We start from the raw sequence: 17,096 nt of genomic DNA, 5'->3' as shown, positions 1-17,096 counted from the left end.
GGGTATTTTAATGAAACTTTTTAAGGGTTCAGGTGTTGCTATAGTAACGCCATTTAACGACGAAGGTATTGACTTTGATAAGCTTAAGGACTTATTAGAGTGGCATATAAAAGAAGAAACAGATGCAATCATTATATGTGGAACTACTGGTGAATCTGCAACCATGTCTGATGAAGAAAAAAAAGAAGCTATAAAATTTACAGTAGATGTTGTAAATAAGAGAATACCTGTAATAGCAGGAACTGGAAGCAATAATACAATGCATTCTATTGAGTTATCTAAATTCGCAGAAAGTGTTGGGGCTGATGGTCTGTTAGTTGTAACACCATACTATAACAAAACTACGCAAAAAGGACTTATAGAACACTACACTGCAATAGCTGATAATGTAAATATTCCTATTGTTATTTACAATGTTCCTGGTAGAACTGGTCTTAATATTTTACCTAAAACCATAGCTAAACTTGCTAAACATCCTAATATATGTGCAGTAAAAGAAGCTAGTGGCAATATTGCGCAAGTTGCAGAAATTGCAAGACTATGTGATGACAATTTCCTTATTTATTCTGGAAATGATGATATGGTAGTACCATTACTTTCTCTAGGTGGTGTTGGTGTTATCTCTGTAGTTGCTAACATCCTTCCAAAAGACACTCATAATATGGTAATGTCTTATTTAAATGGAGATTTAGCTACAAGTAGAAAACTACAATTAGATATGAAACCACTTATTGATTCTTTGTTTATTGAAACAAATCCTATACCAATAAAAGAAGCAATGAATCTATTGGGAATGGAAGTAGGACCAACAAGATTACCTCTTACAACTATGGAAGAAAACAATCTACAAATATTAAAAAACGAATTAAAAAACTACGGTTTAATGTAAGGAGGTAATATAATGATTAAGGTTTTAATCAACGGGTACTGTGGAACAATGGGAAAGGTAATTGCAAATGAAATCGAAGCTGAAGATAATATGAAAGTTGTTGCAGGAGTAGATAAAAAAGCTATAAATCTACAAGATGATATAAATCTTTATAACGACATCAAAGATTGTAAAGAAGAAATAGATTTAATAATTGACTTTTCTCATCCTAGTTCACTACCTAGCTTATTAGAATATGCAATCAACAAAAATGTACCTATTGTTATGGGAACAACTGGACTTTCTGATGAAGATATAAATAGTATTAAAAATGCTTCAAAAAAGATACCTGTTTTCTATTCTGCAAATATGTCTCTTGGAATAAACCTACTTGTATCAATAGTTAAAAACATTTCACCTATTCTCAATGACACATTTGATATAGAAATAATAGAAAAACACCATAACAAAAAAATAGATGCTCCAAGTGGAACTGCTTATATGATTGCAAATGCTATAAATAGTGAACTAGATAATTCTAAGGAATATGTTTTTGATAGACATGCAAAATCACAAGCTAGAAATAAAAATGAAATAGGTATTCACTCTATTAGAGGTGGAACTATTGTAGGAGAACATTCTGTTATATATGCAGGTACTGACGAAGTTATTGAAATAAAACATAGTGCATCCTCAAAGAAAATATTTGCTCAAGGTGCTATTAAAGCTGCTAAATTTTTATACAATAAAGAATGTGGATTTTATAATATGGAAAATCTGTTTTTACACTAAAAAAAGAGGGAATTTAAATTCCCTCTTTTTTAATCATCATAAGTATATATATATGGCACATTTCTACAATAGTCTCCATAATTCAAACCGTAACCAACTATAAATACATCTGGTATACTAAATCCTGTATAATCTGGCTTCAAATCAACTTTTCTCCTACTAGCCTTATCTAATAATACACAAGTTTTTACAGAATTAGGATTCTTCCCTTTGATATGTTTAATTACCTGTTCCATTGTATAGCCTGAATCCATGATATCATCAACTATTAACACTTCTTTTCCTTCTAAATCACTTCTTATGTCTGTTACAATTTCAACTATTCCTGAAGACTGTTCTTCATTTCCATAGCTTGATGTAGTCATAAAATCTATTTCTACTGGTATAGTTATCTCCCTCACTACGTCCGCAGCAAAAATAAAACTACCTCTTAATAATGATATAACTACTAATTTTTTGCCTTGATAATCTTTAGATATTTCTTTTCCTAATTCTTCGTTTCTTATATTTATTTCTTCTGCACTAAATAGTACACGTTTTTTTCCATTGTTCATTTGACTTTTTCTCCCTTCATCATTTTAATCTCGATCTCTTTTGCTCATAAGAATTTTTTTTATTTCTCTCAATTCAAATAATATCCGATTCAACGAATATTGAATGCTTATAAATACAATAAAAAATACAACTAAAACAATTGTTTTTAATTGCATGAAGTCACCCTTCCATCATATCTATATAATGTGTCATTAAGCCATTAGGAAAATTTATATTAGATAAATTATAACTCAATATATATGTAATGGTCAACTGTTCAAAAAAAAAGAAAATCTCTGAAAAAAACCATATCAAAGATTTTCTTTAAAACATTATCCTTCTATATCCACTTTTCCTTCTCTGTTATTATCATTTTTTATATATTCAAGTTTTGATATAGATACTTCATAAGCAACCCTATTTGAAACCTCTCCATCAGGATGTTTCTTCTGATATGACCTGCTTTGAACTCTTCCCCAAAGTTTTACATGATCTCCAATTGTTAGTCTGTCACAAAATCTAGCATTCCTGCCCCAGGCAATACTTGGAATGTAGTCTGATTTGTTATATGGTCTATTTACAGCAACCAATAAATCTGTGATTTCTCTTCCAAATGGAGTAGTTCTATAAATTGGATCTTTACAAACGTATCCATCAATATAAATTTCATTTGGTTTCTTTAATAGTTCATTTAGTCTTTCTTCATCTTCAGGTACATAGATATCTCTTGCAAATACAGTTAAAACTAACCTATTAGAATCATTAATATACCTATTATAAGACCTCAGTTGCCCTTCGATTAAAACGTACTCTCCTTTCTCTAAATCTAAATTAACAATCAATCTTTCAGAAATAGTTACTGGAAGAATATCTACAGAATTGCTAAGCCTTGGTATTTCCAAATCAAATGTATAAAACCCTTCCCCAAACATTTCATGGCTAAATTCTTTCTCTGTAACTATCTTCCCCACTACCGTTACAATATTTGTATCAATAACCTTTTCAAACATTCTAATCCCGCTCCCCCTTTATTCTTATGTTTCCTTTAATATTTTATATATCTATATTTATGCTTAAGTTTTTCCTAATATGATTTATCTTTAGTGTATTAAATTATATATTAGACATTTATTTGAAAAATCCTTTAAATAATCAAAATATTCACTTTTTTATTTAATTACCATCTTCAATATCTTTACTATGTTGCTTGCCCGTATTATCCATATAAAAATTTTCCTTATATATTAGTTTTGAAACTGGAACAATTTCATATCCTTCTTTTTGAAGTTTTTCTAAAACTATCGGTAGATACTCACTTACATATTTAGCATTATTGTGAAAAAGTACTATAGAACCATTGTTAACATTCCTTGTCACCCTATCAACTACAGCTTGAGTTCCAAGTTCCTTCCAATCTAGCGAATCTACATCCCATTGAATTGGATAATATCCATTTTCCATACACACTTTTATAAGTTTATCATTGTAGTCCCCATATGGTGGCCTAAATAAAATTGGTCTTTCTCCTGTTAATTCTTCGATTTTATTACCAGTTTTGCTTAATTCTTCAATGATTTGTTCTTCGGAGAGTTTTGACATATATGGATGATTTGTAGAATGATTTCCGATTTCATGTCCTCTATCATGTATCTCTTTTACTAGTTCTGGGTATTTATCTACCCAAAATCCAACTAGGAAAAAAGTTGTTTTTACCTCATATTTGTCTAAAGTATCTAAAATATCTTTTGTATATTCTGTACCCCAAGCTGCATCAAAACTTATAGCTATTTTTTTATCTTCCGTAGCTACAGAATAAATTGGCAATTCCTTTGTTTGTGAAAAAACTTCCAATATGCTTATGTTATTTGTAAAACTCGTATAAATAATCGATATAAAAAGTATAACTACAACAAGCAAAATTCTTATAACAATATTCCTATTTACATTTGACATATCAGCTTATCATCTCCTATTAACAATTGTTAATACTAATTTATTCTTTAAATTTTTTTATATTACAAGTAAATAATAGAAGAACAGTGTAATTTTGAATGGATATATTACTTTGAAAAGGTTAAATTAATAATGCAACTAAAAAATTAATCTTCTAAAGGGAGGTTAACAAAATGGCTAACAATAAAATTATGGTTCCTGAAGCTAGAGCTGCACTAGATCAACTAAAACTTGAAATAGCAAATGAAATAGGAATTTCTAACTACGACAATATCGACAAAGGTAACTTGCCTTCTAGGGTTAATGGCTATGTAGGTGGCTACATGGTTAAAAAATTAGTTGAAGACGCACAAAGACAGTTGTCTGGAAAATAATATTTAAAAGAGGAGGGAATTCCCCTTCTCTTTTTATTGTGTTATAATTATGTTATATACATTATTTAAGAAGGTGGTTAATATGTTTACAGAAAACACAGAAGAATTAGCACAAAACAAGCTGTTGCTATTATATATTATTGATAAATCACAAACTCCTTTTTCCAATAGTCAAATAACAGAATTTGTTCTTGAAAATAACTATATGAACTACTTTCTAGTTCAGCAATTTTTAAGTGAATTAGTAGAATCTAAATTTATCGAATATACAAAAAATAAAGGTAAGGAAGTATATATTCTTTCAAATAAAGGTAAATTAGTATTAGATTTTTTCATTGATAGAATACCCAAACAATTGATAAACGATGTTAACGAAAAATTCCAAATTAAATTAGAAAAAATCAAAAGAGAAACACAAGTTATTGGAGATTACTATATGAAAGGCGAAACCGAATACATTGTATATTTGAAATTGGTAGAAAACGGCACCACATTATTCAGTTTAAATTTAAATGTAGTATCAAGTGAACAAGCTAAAATGATCTGTGAAAATTGGAAATCTAAGCCTGATAGTGTTTATCAAAATATACTTAGTACTCTTATTGACTAATCTATTAGATTAAAATTAAACCATTTGGTTCATTACCAACTTTTATATTTGTTACTACTTTATCCCCTATTGTATCAAAAATAGTAACACAATCTTTTGATATATTTGATATCAATAATTTGTTGTTTTCAAAATAGATAATTTTATTAGGCATACCATCTATAAATCTTTTTATTATTATATTGCCTGTATATAAATCCATTTTGAAAATATATCCATTTTCAAAACTTGTTATATACAATAGTTCTTTACCAAATGGTTTAATCATATTGTTATAAATTCCATTCATATCTATGCTTTTGATTATGGTATTATCAGTTAATTTCATAACAGATATATTGGAACAATTTAATACACCATTGTTAATATTAGAAAGAATATACATTAAATCTTTTTCTATTTGAATTTTAATTGGATTCTTATTCAGTTTAATGCTATTAATACTATCTTTTTTAAGATCTATAACATCTATACTATATCCGTTACTATTAGCTATATATATTTTTTGACTTAATCTATCTATTTCAATATCTCCAGGCTTTTCACCCAATGCTATATTCCCTATCAGTTTAAAGCTATTCTCATCTATTATAGAAATAGAATTAGAATCTGAACATAGAACATAAATTAGTTCTTCATATACTTCTACACATACTGGAAATTTGCCTACTGGTATTAAATCTTCAATCTTCATAGTACTGATATCTATTTTATATATGGAATTATCATAGATATTTGATAAATATATTTTCTCTTTATTGCTACTTAGACATAAAGCATATGGACCTATATGATATGTGTCTAAATATATATTTAAATTATTGTCTTCTTTTATTAAAGATTTAATAGGAATCTGTTCTGTAATATAATTATTTTTTAAATCTATTATACCAATTGAATCTTCTCCAGTATTAGCTACAATCACTTTTAATTCCATGGTATAATCCTCACCTCCACTATTATGTTCATATAACAATCTATGCATATTTCAATATGAAGGTGATTCAAAAAAACAGATTGGACTATTCCAATCTATGCTTTTAATATATTTTTAATTAATCTATCCTTTCTAATAGATAAATTCCTTTTTTTTATTTCAATTATCATATTGTTTAATAACATTGCTTCTTTCCAATATTCTTCACCATCTTCATAGTCAATTAATTGTTTTAAAACATCTATTTGCATGTATATCATTTCTATTAACTCTTCATCACTCGTCCTTTCATAAAAAGAAAGTTTAATCACATTCATAATAAACCTCCTAAAGAATATATATTAATATACTATTCTCTAAGAGGTTTATAAATTACTTATTAGACAAAAATAATTTACGTACATCACCAATCAAATAAATTGATCCTGAAAAAACAACTAAATCATCTTTATCTGCTATTTCTAAAGTTTTTTCTATTGCTTCATTTACATTCTTTTTAATTATAATATTTTCATTATACATCCTAATTTTATCAGCTAGTTCATTTGCATCCATTTTTCTAGGACTATCAACTTCAGTAACTACTACCACATCAGCTAAACTAGAAATAGCTTTTATCATAGAATCTACATCTTTATCTTTTAATATGCCAATTCCAAGTATAAGTCTTTTGTAATTTAATAATTTAAGTGACTTTGCCAAGGCATTTATACCTTGAAGATTGTGTGCGCCGTCTATTAGAAAAATGGGTTCTCTATCTAATATCTCAAGCCTGCCTCTCCATTCTGTCTTTAGAAGTCCTTCTATAATTTGTTCATCAGAAATATCTAAAATCCCTTTACTTCTCAATTCTAAAATAGTAACTAAAGCCAATGATGAATTGTAAACTTGATGCTCTCCCAATAAATTTATTTTTATATTTGTAAATTCCATATTGTTGTATTTAAAGTCATAAACTGCCCCTCTATCATTTAACTCCTTTATTTCAATGTTTTGAGTAGGACATACAATTAATTTTGCTTTCTTTTCTATTGCTTCTTCTTCTAAAGCCATAAGGGCTTCTTTTTGTTGAGGATAAGAAACTACCAGACCATCTTTTTTAATGATTCCAGCTTTTTCTTTGCCAATTTTATATAGGGTATCTCCTAATATTTCCATATGATCATAGTCGATAGTAGTAATAACTGAGATAAGTGAGTCATCTATAATATTTGTAGAATCTATTCTTCCTCCAAGTCCTACCTCTAAAACAGCTATATCAACTTTTGCTTCCTTAAAATATAAAAACATAGTAGCAGTTATAAGCTCAAATACTGTAGGATGAGGATATCCATCTTTGACCATTTCTTCAGTTTTGATCTTAACTTTTTCAGTTAACTTGGCAAAATCTTCATTTGAAATATCTTCACCATTGACTTGAATTCTTTCATTGAATCTTTCTAAATAAGGAGATGTAAATACCCCTACTCTATATCCTGCTTCCCTCAACATGTGTACTATAAAGGAAGTAGTAGAACCCTTACCATTAGTACCTCCAACATGAATAAATCTTAAATCCTTCTGAGGATTTCCTAATCTATTCATTAATTCTCCAATCGTTACTAGACCTAGTCTAGAACCAAGACCTTCTGCACTATTAATAAAATCTAAAGCTTCATTATAGTTCATACTTACCTCCTATGTTTTTAAATTTATTGTTTACTCTATTATTTTTTTAAATTTTCTAGTCTTTCTAATACCTTCTCCATCATTTCCTCATATTTCTTTTGTTTTTCTCTTTCAGCATCTACAACATTATTAGGAGCTTTGTTTACGAAATTCTCATTAGAAAGTTTTCCTCTAACTCTCTTTAGCTCTCCTTCTAATTTTTCTTTTTCTTTTTCTAGTCTTTCTATTTCTTTATCAAAATCTATCAGATCACTTAATGGAATAAATATTTCACATCTATCTATTACAACTGCTACATTGTCTTCTCCTATGCCTTCTTTGTTAGCCCTTATCTCGATATCTTGTGCAGAAGCTAGATTAGTAAAGTATCTTTCACCATAAGTTAATGTTTCCTTTACCCCTTCATCTGTAGTTACAAATATCATTTTAGCTTTTCTTGAAGGCACTACATTCATTTCTGCTCTAGCATTTCTTATTCCCTTTATAGCTTTCATTATATAAGAAATTCTCTTTTTTGATTCCCCAAAGTTGAACTTTTCATCATAAACTGGCCAAGAACTTATAATCAAAGCTTCATCATTTCCTGGTAAGTGACTCCAAATTTCTTCTGTTATATAAGGCATAAATGGATGTAATAGTTTTAAAATATCTTTTAGTACTGATAATAGTACAATTTCAGCAGTCTTTTTACTTTCTGATCTTTCTTCATAAAGTCTTGGTTTAACCATTTCAATATACCAATCACAATATTCGTCCCAAATGAAATCATAAATCTTTTGGCCAGCTATTCCTATTTCATATTTTGTTAAATTTTCACTAACTTCACTAATTACATTATTAACCCTTGATAATATCCATTTATCTTCCTCTTCAAGCATATTTATATCTAGTTTTTCCTTTACTACCTCTTCTTCTAAGTTCATAAGTACAAATCTTGTTGCATTCCATAGTTTATTAGCAAAATTTCTATTTGCTTCTACTCTTTCCATATAGAATCTCATGTCATTTCCAGGCGTATTTCCTGTTATCAAAGTAAATCTTAATGCATCTGCACCGTATTCATCTATTACCTCTAATGGATCGATACCATTTCCTAGAGACTTACTCATTTTTCTACCTTGAGAATCCCTTACAAGGCCGGTTAAAAATACATCCTTAAATGGAACTTCATCAGTCTGTTCAATAGCAGAGAAAACCATTCTTACTACCCAGAAGAAAATAATATCATATCCTGTAACTAATACATCTGTTGGATAGAAGTATTTTAATTCTTCTGTTTGCTCTGGCCAACCTAATGTTGAAAATGGCCATAATGCTGATGAAAACCAAGTGTCAAGTGTATCTGAGTCCTGTCTAATATTTGTACTACTACATTTGCTGCAAGCCTTTGGTGCTTCTCTTGTAACCATTATTTCACCACAATCATCACAATAATATACAGGAAGTCTATGACCCCACCAAAGCTGTCTTGATATACACCAATCTCTGATATTTTCTAACCAATGAGTATAAATCTTTCCAAATCTATCAGGAATAAAATTAACTTCTCCATTTTTATATGCTTCAAGGGCAGGTTTTGCAAGAGGTTCCATCTTCACAAACCATTGCTTAGATATTATTGGTTCAACTACAGTTTTACATCTCTCACAATGTCCAACACTGTTTTCTCGATCTTCAACCTTTATTAGATAACCAGAATTATCTAGGTCTTCAACTATTCTTTTTCTAGCTTCATATCTATCTAAACCTTCATACTCTCCACCATTTTTATTTATTGTAGCGTCATCATTCATTATTATACATTGACCAAGACCATGTCTTTCTCCAACTTCAAAGTCATTAGGGTCATGAGATGGAGTTATCTTTACAGCACCTGTACCAAATTCCATATCTACATATTCATCAGCTATAATTGGTATTTCCCTATTAACTAATGGTAATATTGCATACTTTCCAACAAGATGAGTATATCTTTCATCCTCTGGATGTACTGCAATAGCTAAGTCTCCTAACATTGTTTCAGGTCTTGTAGTTGCAATAGTTATAGTTTCATCACTATCTTTTACAGGATATTTAATATGCCAAAATCCACCTTTAGAATCTTCATGTTCAACTTCAGCATCAGAAATAGCTGTACAACAATTTGGACACCAATTAATGATTCTATCTCCTCTATAAATAAGACCCTTTTCATATAATCTAATAAATACTTCTTCTACAGCATCACTTAATCCCTCATCAAGGGTAAATCTTGTCTTTGACCAATCGCAGGATACTCCTAACTTTCTCAGTTGATTGTTTATATTCCCACCATACTTTTTAGTCCAAGCCCATGCTTCTTCTAAAAACTTTTCCCTTCCAAGTTCTTCTTTGCTTTTTCCTTCACTTTTTAATTTATCTACTACCTTTGCTTCAGTGGAAATGCTAGCATGATCTGTTCCAGGTAGCCATAGTGCTTCATAACCTTCCATTCTCTTCCATCTTATTAAGATATCTTGAATAGTATTATTAACAGCATGCCCCATATGAAGATTTCCTGTAACATTTGGTGGTGGCATCATTATTGTAAAAGGCTTTTTATTCTTATTTACATTGGCCTTAAAATATCCACCCTCATTCCAAAATTTATAGATTCTATCTTCAAAATCTTTTGGATCATACGTTTTTGGTAAATTTTCAAACATTTTTATTCCTCCTCTTTTTTTCAAACAAAAAACCCTTCGTCCAATAAAAGGACGAAGGGATATTCGCGGTACCACCTTAATTCCATAGAATACTATGGCTCTTAAATATATAACGGTACAAACCGTTTAAGCTTACTGTATGTTCAGCTTAAAAACTCTGGAGCTACCTTCAGTAAATATTTCTAAAAAAAGTCTTTCAGCCTATGGACCTTTCTCTCTACTTAGGATATTTACTTACTCCTCTCCTTCAAAGTTTATAACTTATATTATCTTATTATTGATATTATATATAATATACTTATTCTTTGTCAACAACTTATATTTCCTTATCCTTCATTATTCTATTGAATATAAGAAAATAGTTAAAAAATGCAATTAGATGCAATGCCACCGTTAAATATAAAAGCATTGTAATAAATATTTGAGGTAAATTAATTATTATTGAAATAATTGCAATATAAAAAGAAAACGTAGCATTTTTCCCAAATCTATCTGCTGGAATTACCTTTTTATTTCCCGAATAATATAATATCCCTCCTCCTATTAACAATGATAATTCTTTTAAACTCAATAAGATTAATAACCATAGTGGAATAAGCTTTTGAGATGTAAAACTTATTAAAATTGAAAATGTAGTCAATTTATCCGCTATTGGATCTAGCATAGTACCTAGCTTTGTAACCATATTATACTTCCTTGCAACATAACCATCTAATAGATCAGTTATACCTGAGATAATTAAAATCATTCCAGAATATAAAAGTCTGTTTTCAAAAGAAGAATAAAATATAATCAAATATATAGGTACTAAAAATATTCTTGTCATTGTTAGGATATTCGCTAAATTCATATTGTTCTCCTTTTTTGTTTTTTTGTAACTATTTGTATACTTAAACCATATAATGAAAATAACCTAGTCTCTATCTATATTTATTGGGAGGGATTTAATTTTGAAAAAATTAAAATTAATTTCATTACTATTAGTATTGACAATTGTATTTAGTTTTACTTTAACAGGTTGTAAAAAAGATGAATTAAAAACAGTTAAATTAATAGAAGTAACTCACTCTTTATTTTATACCCCACAATATGTAGCTATAACACAAGGTTTTTTTGAAGAAGAAGGATTAAAAATTGATTTAATCAATGGTAAAGGTGCAGACAAATGTATGACTGCGCTACTTAGTGGAGAAGCTGATATTGCATTTATGGGACCAGAAGCTTCAGTATATGTATATAACAAATCTAAGGAAGATTATGCAATCAACTTTGCACAGCTTACACAAAAAGATGGTTCATTCCTTGTTGGAAGAGAACCAGATCCAAATTTCACATTTGATAAATTAAAAGGAAAAACTGTTATTGGTGGAAGAAAAGGCGGTATGCCTGAAATGACTCTAGAATATGTACTCAAAAAAAACGGTTTGGACTTAGAAAAAGATGTAACTGTTAGAACAGATATTCAATTTGATGTAATGGCAGGAGCATTTATAGGTGGAGAAGGTGATTATGTAGCACTATTTGAACCGGTTGCAGCTTCTCTTGAAAAAGAAGGTAAAGGATATGTAGTTGCCTCTATCGGAAAAGAAGGTGGATATATTCCTTATACATGCTATTGTACTACAAAGAGTAATATAGAAAAAGATGCTGACATGGTTCAAAAATTTACAAATGCTATATATAAAGGAATGCTTTGGGTTCAAAATCACAGTGTTGAAGAAATAGCAAAAGCTGTTAAACCTCAATTCCCTGACACAGATGATGAAGTACTTATTGCCCTAATAAATAGATACAAAGATCAAGATACGTGGAAACCTGATTTAATCCTTACTGAAGAAGGACTTAATCATATGATGGATATAATGGAATTAGCAGGAGAATTAGACAAAAGAGCAGATTATGATAAAATAGTTACTACTAAGTTTGCAGAAAAATCTATGAAAACAGTTAAACTAAAATAAAAAGGAGGATATCCTCCTTTTTATATATAATAAGTGATTTTCTGCACCTATCCTCTTGGTATAAAACCAACCTTTTTATATACTTTTCTCAAAGTCTTTCTCGCTACTCTTTCTGCGTTTTCTGCTCCTTCTTTATATATGGTTTCTAGATAATCTTTGTTTTTCATATAATAGTCATATTTTTCTTGAAGAGGTCTTAGCCCTTCTACTACTACATCTGCTAAATCTCCTTTAAACTTTCCATATCCTTCACCTTCATATTTTTTCTCTAAATGTTCAACAGATTCCCCTGAAAATATGGAATATATATTCATCAAATTTTTAATTCCTGGTTGTTCATCTCTATATCTTACTTCTCCTATTGAATCTGTTACAGCTCTCTTTATCTTTCTTTCAATAGCATCAGGTTTATCTAACAATAATATATAGCCATTATCATCTGCATCTGATTTTGACATTTTGCTCTCTGGATTTTGAAGACTCATGATCTTTGCTCCTACAGTTTTAATTAATGGATCTGGCACCTTAAATGTATCACTATATTTATTGTTAAATCTTTCTGCTAAATCTCTAGCAAGTTCAAGATGTTGCTTTTGATCTTCTCCTACAGGAACTAAATCTGTTTGATATAGAAGTATATCAGAAGCCATAAGAACTGGATAAGTAAATAACCCAGCATTTAAATTAGCTTCATTTCTCTGTGCCTTTTCTTTAAATTGAGTCATTCTATTCAACTGTCCCATATAGGATATGGTATTTAATACCCAAGTCAGCTCAGTATGGGCACTTACATGAGACTGTATGAATACAGTTGCCTTTTCTGGATCTACCCCACTAGCTAAATATAATGCCAATAAATCCAATGTGTTTTTTCTCAAATTTTTTGGTTCTTGTGGAACAGTGATTGCATGAAGATCCACTACACAATAAAAACAATTATATTCGTCTTGCAGATCTATCCAATTCTTTATAGCCCCAATATAATTACCAATTGTTAAAGCTCCTGATGGTTGTACTCCACTAAAAACAATCTTTCTCTCGTCCATAAAAAAACCTCCTTATAAAAAATAAAACCTTTCATCTCGATAATAGAGACGAAAGGTTAGTTTCCGTGGTACCACTCCAGTTGGCTAAAAGCCCACTTAAATCTTTAACGGTGATAAGCCGTAAAATCCTACTTATATTTCAGATTTTCTCTCCCAAGTCCATTCAATATAAGAGTATCGCCAAGTTTCCACTCACCTTAGCTCCCTATAGATCTTTCTTATATCTACTACTCTTGATCATAGATTTAATATTACTATTGTTATACATTATACACAATATTTTAAAAATGTAAACAGCTAAATTATTTTTTTAAGAATGTTAGAGTATATCCATGACTTAAAGGGCTTTTACTTATATCTTCTCCCTTAATCTTATTCTTAATCTTTTGAACATTAGACCCAATCCCATAAGTAAAGATGGGAACAAATTTGTACACAAAGATAATAATGGTGTTACAGGTATACTTAAAAGAAAGTAAATCATCGTAAAAGGAGTATAATAAACATTGAATAATATCCAATATTCACTTAGTTCAATTGGTACTTCTAATAAATTTTTACCAGATATGAAAAATGTATATATCCATAATCCAATACCAATAATAGCAATAATACTTCCTACAAAAAAATCATATCTTTTATCTTTATTAATATCTAAAAAAGTACCCATATAAACATAAGAAATTATTAATAATATCACCAAAACCAATCTACTTATTATATTGGTTGTATACTTGCCAAGTGTAGGACCAGTTGCAACAAAGATTATCAATAAAATAAAAGACACCACTACAATAATTGAATGTAATACTAAAGCTTTTAAGTTATTTCTCATTATTAAATACTCCTTATACTCAATTTAAGAAAATTACCCTATCCATATTTTGTTACCGTTCTATTACTATTATATCATCTATTTTTTATTGTTGTTAGCCATTTTAATTTTGTTATTGACTTTTTCACTCCATTGTATTAAACTAATAGAAAATAGTGATAAATTCGATGAGTAGAAATAGTAGTTTACAAAGTAGAGTTATAGCGAGTCGGAGATAGTGGAAGCCCGATACCAGCTTGTTTATGAATGGGTCTACAAGATACTTGATGAAATGAACTGTTCAAAGTAGTCAATGTCGGGGATTTCCCGTTATAGAAATAGGATATCAAATCATATGATTTCGTATCTGTAGAGAAGGGTTATCTAATTGATAGCCTAAAGGTGGTACCACGAATATAGGTCTTTCGTCCTTTTTGTAAGGATGAAAGACTTTTTTTATTAATAAAATTTAAGCAAAGGTGGTGAGTAATATGTTGTGAACTGAAGAAAGTGACTGGAAATACAAAAATTCAAAATTAATATTAGTCGAAAATAAGGAGGATATTATTATGAAATTTAAAAACAATATTATCACAGCATTATTATTAACCATAGGTTTTATTTTGCATCAAATTACACCAGGTATATTAGGGGGAATGAAGTTTGACTTTTTATTGTCATTTATCTTTATATCTCTACTTATAAATAGAACATTTAATAATGCTATATTAACAGCATTATTAGGGGGGATACTTTCTGCTATGACTACTACTTTTCCAGGGGGACAATTGCCTAATATAATTGACAAATTAGTAACATGTTTGATTTTGTTTGTTATTATTAATAGCATTAAAAATCTTAAGCTTAATAGTATTGTAGTATCTATACTTAGTGGATTGGGAACTTTTATAAGCGGAACAACATTTTTGTTATCTGCTCTTTTAATCACAGGATTACCTATACCTTTTGCAACTTTAATGTTAACTGTAGTTTTACCTACTATTTTTATAAATGGATTAGGTACTGCCTTTCTTTATGAAATAATAAAAAGAGCATTGAAAATATCAGGAGTTACTATAAGTTAGATGTAAAAAAGCTACCGGTTTTAGTGACAGGTAGCTTTTTTATCATTGTCAATTCAACTTATATTAAATTTTATGATGCATTTTATCATCTTCTTTAGTTTTATGAATTGTGCCATGTGGATGTTCTGGCGGTGCATAAATAGAGTACAATTTTAGTGGAGTACAACCTATATTAATTAAATTATGCCACTTACCTGCAGGTACTAATATTACATAATTGGCAGAAACTCTTTGTTGAAAATATAATCTATCTTTACTGTCTCCCATCATAACGAGACCTTCGCCTTCTTCAATGCGTATAAATTGATCTACATTTGGATGCATTTCTAAACCTATATCTTCCCTAGCGTTTATACTCATTAAAGTAAGTTGTAAGTGTGTTCCTGTCCATAAAGCTAATCTATAATTATAATTTTGATTAGTGGCTTCTTCAATATTGACTACATATGGCTCTGGTCCATAATCTCTTAAATCAATACAATCCCTACAGTAACCTAAATAGTTATCAGGGTTATTATACCAACAAGGGTTTTGATAATTGTACATATCATTTGAGTTATTATAAGGGTATAAATATGGATTACAATCTTTGTTCATACAAATCTTCCTTCCTTCTACTTTTTATTATTGTATGTTTTATGGTTTTAAATTGTGATATGTTTTGACTAAACCCATTATCAAAGTAATTTTTATTCTTATCTGCAATGTTTACTACATTAGCTAGATGTGCAAAGTAAAAGGCATATAATCCAACTTATTTTAATACCATTGTTATTTTGATAATTATAAATTATTCTTTTTGTATTGTCTATTCTTTATTGTTTTAGTCTTTTTATATAAACTTTATAAATTCTTTATAATTAGGTGTTAGGCTATATGTAGAATTTATAAGGGGGAATTAATATGACTTTAGAAGACAGTAAAAAAAGATTTAAAGGACTCACAGGATTTCAAATTAAGTTTTTAGCTTTAATATTTATGTTACTTGATCACATTCATTATTTTTTTGAATTTACAGGTAAAGTTCCTGTTTCATTTTCATGGATTGGTAGATTAGCAGGGGCTATGTTTTTATTTACAATGATAGAAGGCTATATTCATACTTCTAACAGGAAAAAATATTTTACAAGAATTTATTTAATGTCTGTATTTATGACTCTTATTAAATATTTAATTCAGTTTTACAAGCCACTTCAAAGAGGGGATGGATTTTGTCCTGAGAATGGTATATTTTCTACTTTTGTAATTTTGATTATAATGTTTAAAGGGATAGATTATATAAAAGAGAAAAAGATATTTAAGGGTATTGGACTAGTATTATCTCCATTTATAATAAACTATGCCATAGCTTATGTTTTTCAACTTTTAATTCTTCCATTTGCATCAATGGATATAGCAAATACCATTTATGTAATAGTATCTAGTTTTATTCCATCACCATTTTTGGTTGAAGGTGGGATATATGTAATTTTAACTGGTTTAATACTATATATATTTCACGGAAATAGAAAGCTACAATTTATATTTTATGCTGTTTTTACATTAGCTTGGATGATTGGCATGCCTTTAGCATATATTAGACCTATTAGTTTAAAGCTTATGTTTACAGATTATTATGAGTGGATGGCTGTATTTGCTCTAATACCTATGTTTTTGTATAATGGTGAAAAGGGTAAATCTATGAAGAAATTATTTTATATATTCTACCCAGCCCATATTTATATATTGTATGGATTATCTGTTTTACTTTATTATTTAAAATATTAATTA

At 29.1% G+C, this 17,096-nt stretch carries 18 protein-coding genes and 3 other annotated features; of the genes, 7 read left to right on the top strand and 11 right to left on the bottom strand.

Annotation, left to right across the window (positions count from 1 at the left end; all coding sequences use genetic code 11):
* Positions 1-10: 10 nt before the first annotated feature.
* Complete coding sequence (dapA, locus tag BQ9840_RS00890; protein ID WP_077367159.1) at positions 11-889, top strand: 4-hydroxy-tetrahydrodipicolinate synthase; 879 nt, start codon at positions 11-13, stop codon at positions 887-889.
* A gap of 12 nt (positions 890-901) precedes the next feature.
* The gene (dapB, locus tag BQ9840_RS00885; RefSeq protein ID WP_077367157.1) at positions 902-1,660 is read left to right on the top strand and encodes a 4-hydroxy-tetrahydrodipicolinate reductase; all 759 of its coding nucleotides are present in this window, start codon (positions 902-904) and stop codon (positions 1,658-1,660) included.
* A gap of 29 nt (positions 1,661-1,689) precedes the next feature.
* Here the strand turns inward: dapB and hpt are convergent, their stop codons facing one another.
* The 3 genes from hpt to pdaB form a co-directional block, all read right to left on the bottom strand.
* Positions 1,690-2,214 carry a hypoxanthine phosphoribosyltransferase gene (gene hpt, locus BQ9840_RS00880; protein WP_077367155.1) on the bottom strand — a complete coding sequence of 175 codons (525 nt, stop codon included), beginning with the start codon at positions 2,212-2,214 and terminating at the stop codon, positions 1,690-1,692.
* Between the two features lie 312 nt (positions 2,215-2,526).
* Positions 2,527-3,204 (bottom strand): single-stranded DNA-binding protein, encoded by a 678-nt coding sequence (locus BQ9840_RS00875; RefSeq protein ID WP_077367153.1) that lies wholly within the window; start codon positions 3,202-3,204, stop codon positions 2,527-2,529.
* A gap of 163 nt (positions 3,205-3,367) precedes the next feature.
* Entirely contained in the window at positions 3,368-4,147 is a 780-nt protein-coding gene (gene pdaB, locus BQ9840_RS00870; RefSeq protein ID WP_077367151.1) for a polysaccharide deacetylase family sporulation protein PdaB, read from the bottom strand.
* A gap of 173 nt (positions 4,148-4,320) precedes the next feature.
* On the opposite strand from pdaB, the gene BQ9840_RS00865 reads away from it, so the two are divergent.
* Together BQ9840_RS00865 and BQ9840_RS00860 are read left to right on the top strand one after the other, a co-directional pair.
* Complete coding sequence (locus BQ9840_RS00865) at positions 4,321-4,521, top strand: alpha/beta-type small acid-soluble spore protein (protein WP_077367149.1); 201 nt, start codon at positions 4,321-4,323, stop codon at positions 4,519-4,521.
* Positions 4,522-4,603: 82 nt separating this feature from the next.
* On the top strand, positions 4,604-5,131 hold the full coding sequence (locus BQ9840_RS00860; RefSeq protein ID WP_077367148.1) for a DUF4364 family protein: 528 nt from the start codon (positions 4,604-4,606) through the stop codon (positions 5,129-5,131).
* Between the two features lie 4 nt (positions 5,132-5,135).
* On the opposite strand, the gene BQ9840_RS00855 is transcribed toward BQ9840_RS00860, so the two are convergent.
* The 5 genes from BQ9840_RS00855 to pgsA all read right to left on the bottom strand — a co-directional run bounded on the left by BQ9840_RS00855 (position 5,136) and on the right by pgsA (position 11,270).
* Positions 5,136-6,116 carry a YncE family protein gene (locus tag BQ9840_RS00855; protein ID WP_159436052.1) on the bottom strand — a complete coding sequence of 327 codons (981 nt, stop codon included), beginning with the start codon at positions 6,114-6,116 and terminating at the stop codon, positions 5,136-5,138.
* A gap of 47 nt (positions 6,117-6,163) precedes the next feature.
* Positions 6,164-6,385, bottom strand: a complete 222-nt coding sequence (locus BQ9840_RS00850; RefSeq protein ID WP_077367144.1) for a hypothetical protein — start codon at positions 6,383-6,385, stop codon at positions 6,164-6,166.
* 55 nt (positions 6,386-6,440) lie between these two features.
* Positions 6,441-7,736, bottom strand: a complete 1,296-nt coding sequence (locus tag BQ9840_RS00845; RefSeq protein WP_077367142.1) for a bifunctional folylpolyglutamate synthase/dihydrofolate synthase — start codon at positions 7,734-7,736, stop codon at positions 6,441-6,443.
* Between the two features lie 38 nt (positions 7,737-7,774).
* The gene (locus tag BQ9840_RS00840) at positions 7,775-10,420 is read right to left on the bottom strand and encodes a valine--tRNA ligase (protein WP_077367140.1); all 2,646 of its coding nucleotides are present in this window, start codon (positions 10,418-10,420) and stop codon (positions 7,775-7,777) included.
* A 44-nt stretch (positions 10,421-10,464) separates the two neighbouring features.
* Positions 10,465-10,680: a binding site (T-box leader), on the bottom strand.
* A gap of 56 nt (positions 10,681-10,736) precedes the next feature.
* Positions 10,737-11,270 carry a CDP-diacylglycerol--glycerol-3-phosphate 3-phosphatidyltransferase gene (gene pgsA, locus BQ9840_RS00835; protein WP_077367138.1) on the bottom strand — a complete coding sequence of 178 codons (534 nt, stop codon included), beginning with the start codon at positions 11,268-11,270 and terminating at the stop codon, positions 10,737-10,739.
* Positions 11,271-11,370: 100 nt separating this feature from the next.
* Here pgsA and BQ9840_RS00830 point away from each other — a divergent pair, with 100 nt between their 5' ends.
* Positions 11,371-12,381: an ABC transporter substrate-binding protein gene (locus BQ9840_RS00830; protein ID WP_097677444.1), complete on the top strand. Its 1,011-nt coding sequence runs from the start codon at positions 11,371-11,373 to the stop codon at positions 12,379-12,381.
* A gap of 47 nt (positions 12,382-12,428) precedes the next feature.
* Here BQ9840_RS00830 and trpS read toward each other — a convergent pair whose 3' ends face one another.
* Both trpS and BQ9840_RS00820 read right to left on the bottom strand, forming a co-directional pair.
* On the bottom strand, positions 12,429-13,427 hold the full coding sequence (trpS, locus tag BQ9840_RS00825; protein ID WP_077367134.1) for a tryptophan--tRNA ligase: 999 nt from the start codon (positions 13,425-13,427) through the stop codon (positions 12,429-12,431).
* Between the two features lie 41 nt (positions 13,428-13,468).
* Positions 13,469-13,677, bottom strand: a binding site (T-box leader).
* A gap of 102 nt (positions 13,678-13,779) precedes the next feature.
* A complete protein-coding gene (locus tag BQ9840_RS00820) occupies positions 13,780-14,262 on the bottom strand; it encodes a hypothetical protein (protein ID WP_077367132.1) in 483 nt (160 codons plus the stop codon).
* Positions 14,263-14,420: 158 nt separating this feature from the next.
* Positions 14,421-14,677: a binding site (T-box leader), on the top strand.
* Between the two features lie 133 nt (positions 14,678-14,810).
* On the opposite strand from BQ9840_RS00820, the gene BQ9840_RS00815 reads away from it, so the two are divergent.
* A complete protein-coding gene (locus tag BQ9840_RS00815; RefSeq protein ID WP_077367130.1) occupies positions 14,811-15,326 on the top strand; it encodes a tryptophan transporter in 516 nt (171 codons plus the stop codon).
* A 63-nt stretch (positions 15,327-15,389) separates the two neighbouring features.
* Here the strand turns inward: BQ9840_RS00815 and BQ9840_RS00810 are convergent, their stop codons facing one another.
* Positions 15,390-15,923 (bottom strand): cupin domain-containing protein, encoded by a 534-nt coding sequence (locus BQ9840_RS00810; RefSeq protein ID WP_077367128.1) that lies wholly within the window; start codon positions 15,921-15,923, stop codon positions 15,390-15,392.
* 306 nt (positions 15,924-16,229) lie between these two features.
* Between BQ9840_RS00810 and BQ9840_RS00805 the strand changes: the two genes are divergently transcribed.
* The gene (locus tag BQ9840_RS00805; protein ID WP_077367126.1) at positions 16,230-17,093 is read left to right on the top strand and encodes a TraX family protein; all 864 of its coding nucleotides are present in this window, start codon (positions 16,230-16,232) and stop codon (positions 17,091-17,093) included.
* The last annotated feature ends 3 nt before the right edge of the window (positions 17,094-17,096 follow it).

The organism is Anaerosalibacter sp. Marseille-P3206 (genome assembly GCF_900155565.1).
Taxonomy (GTDB): Bacteria; Bacillota; Clostridia; order Tissierellales; family Sporanaerobacteraceae; genus FUHM01.
The sequence above is the reverse complement of the archived record's forward strand: the minus strand, read 5'-3'. Positions and strand labels throughout refer to the sequence as shown.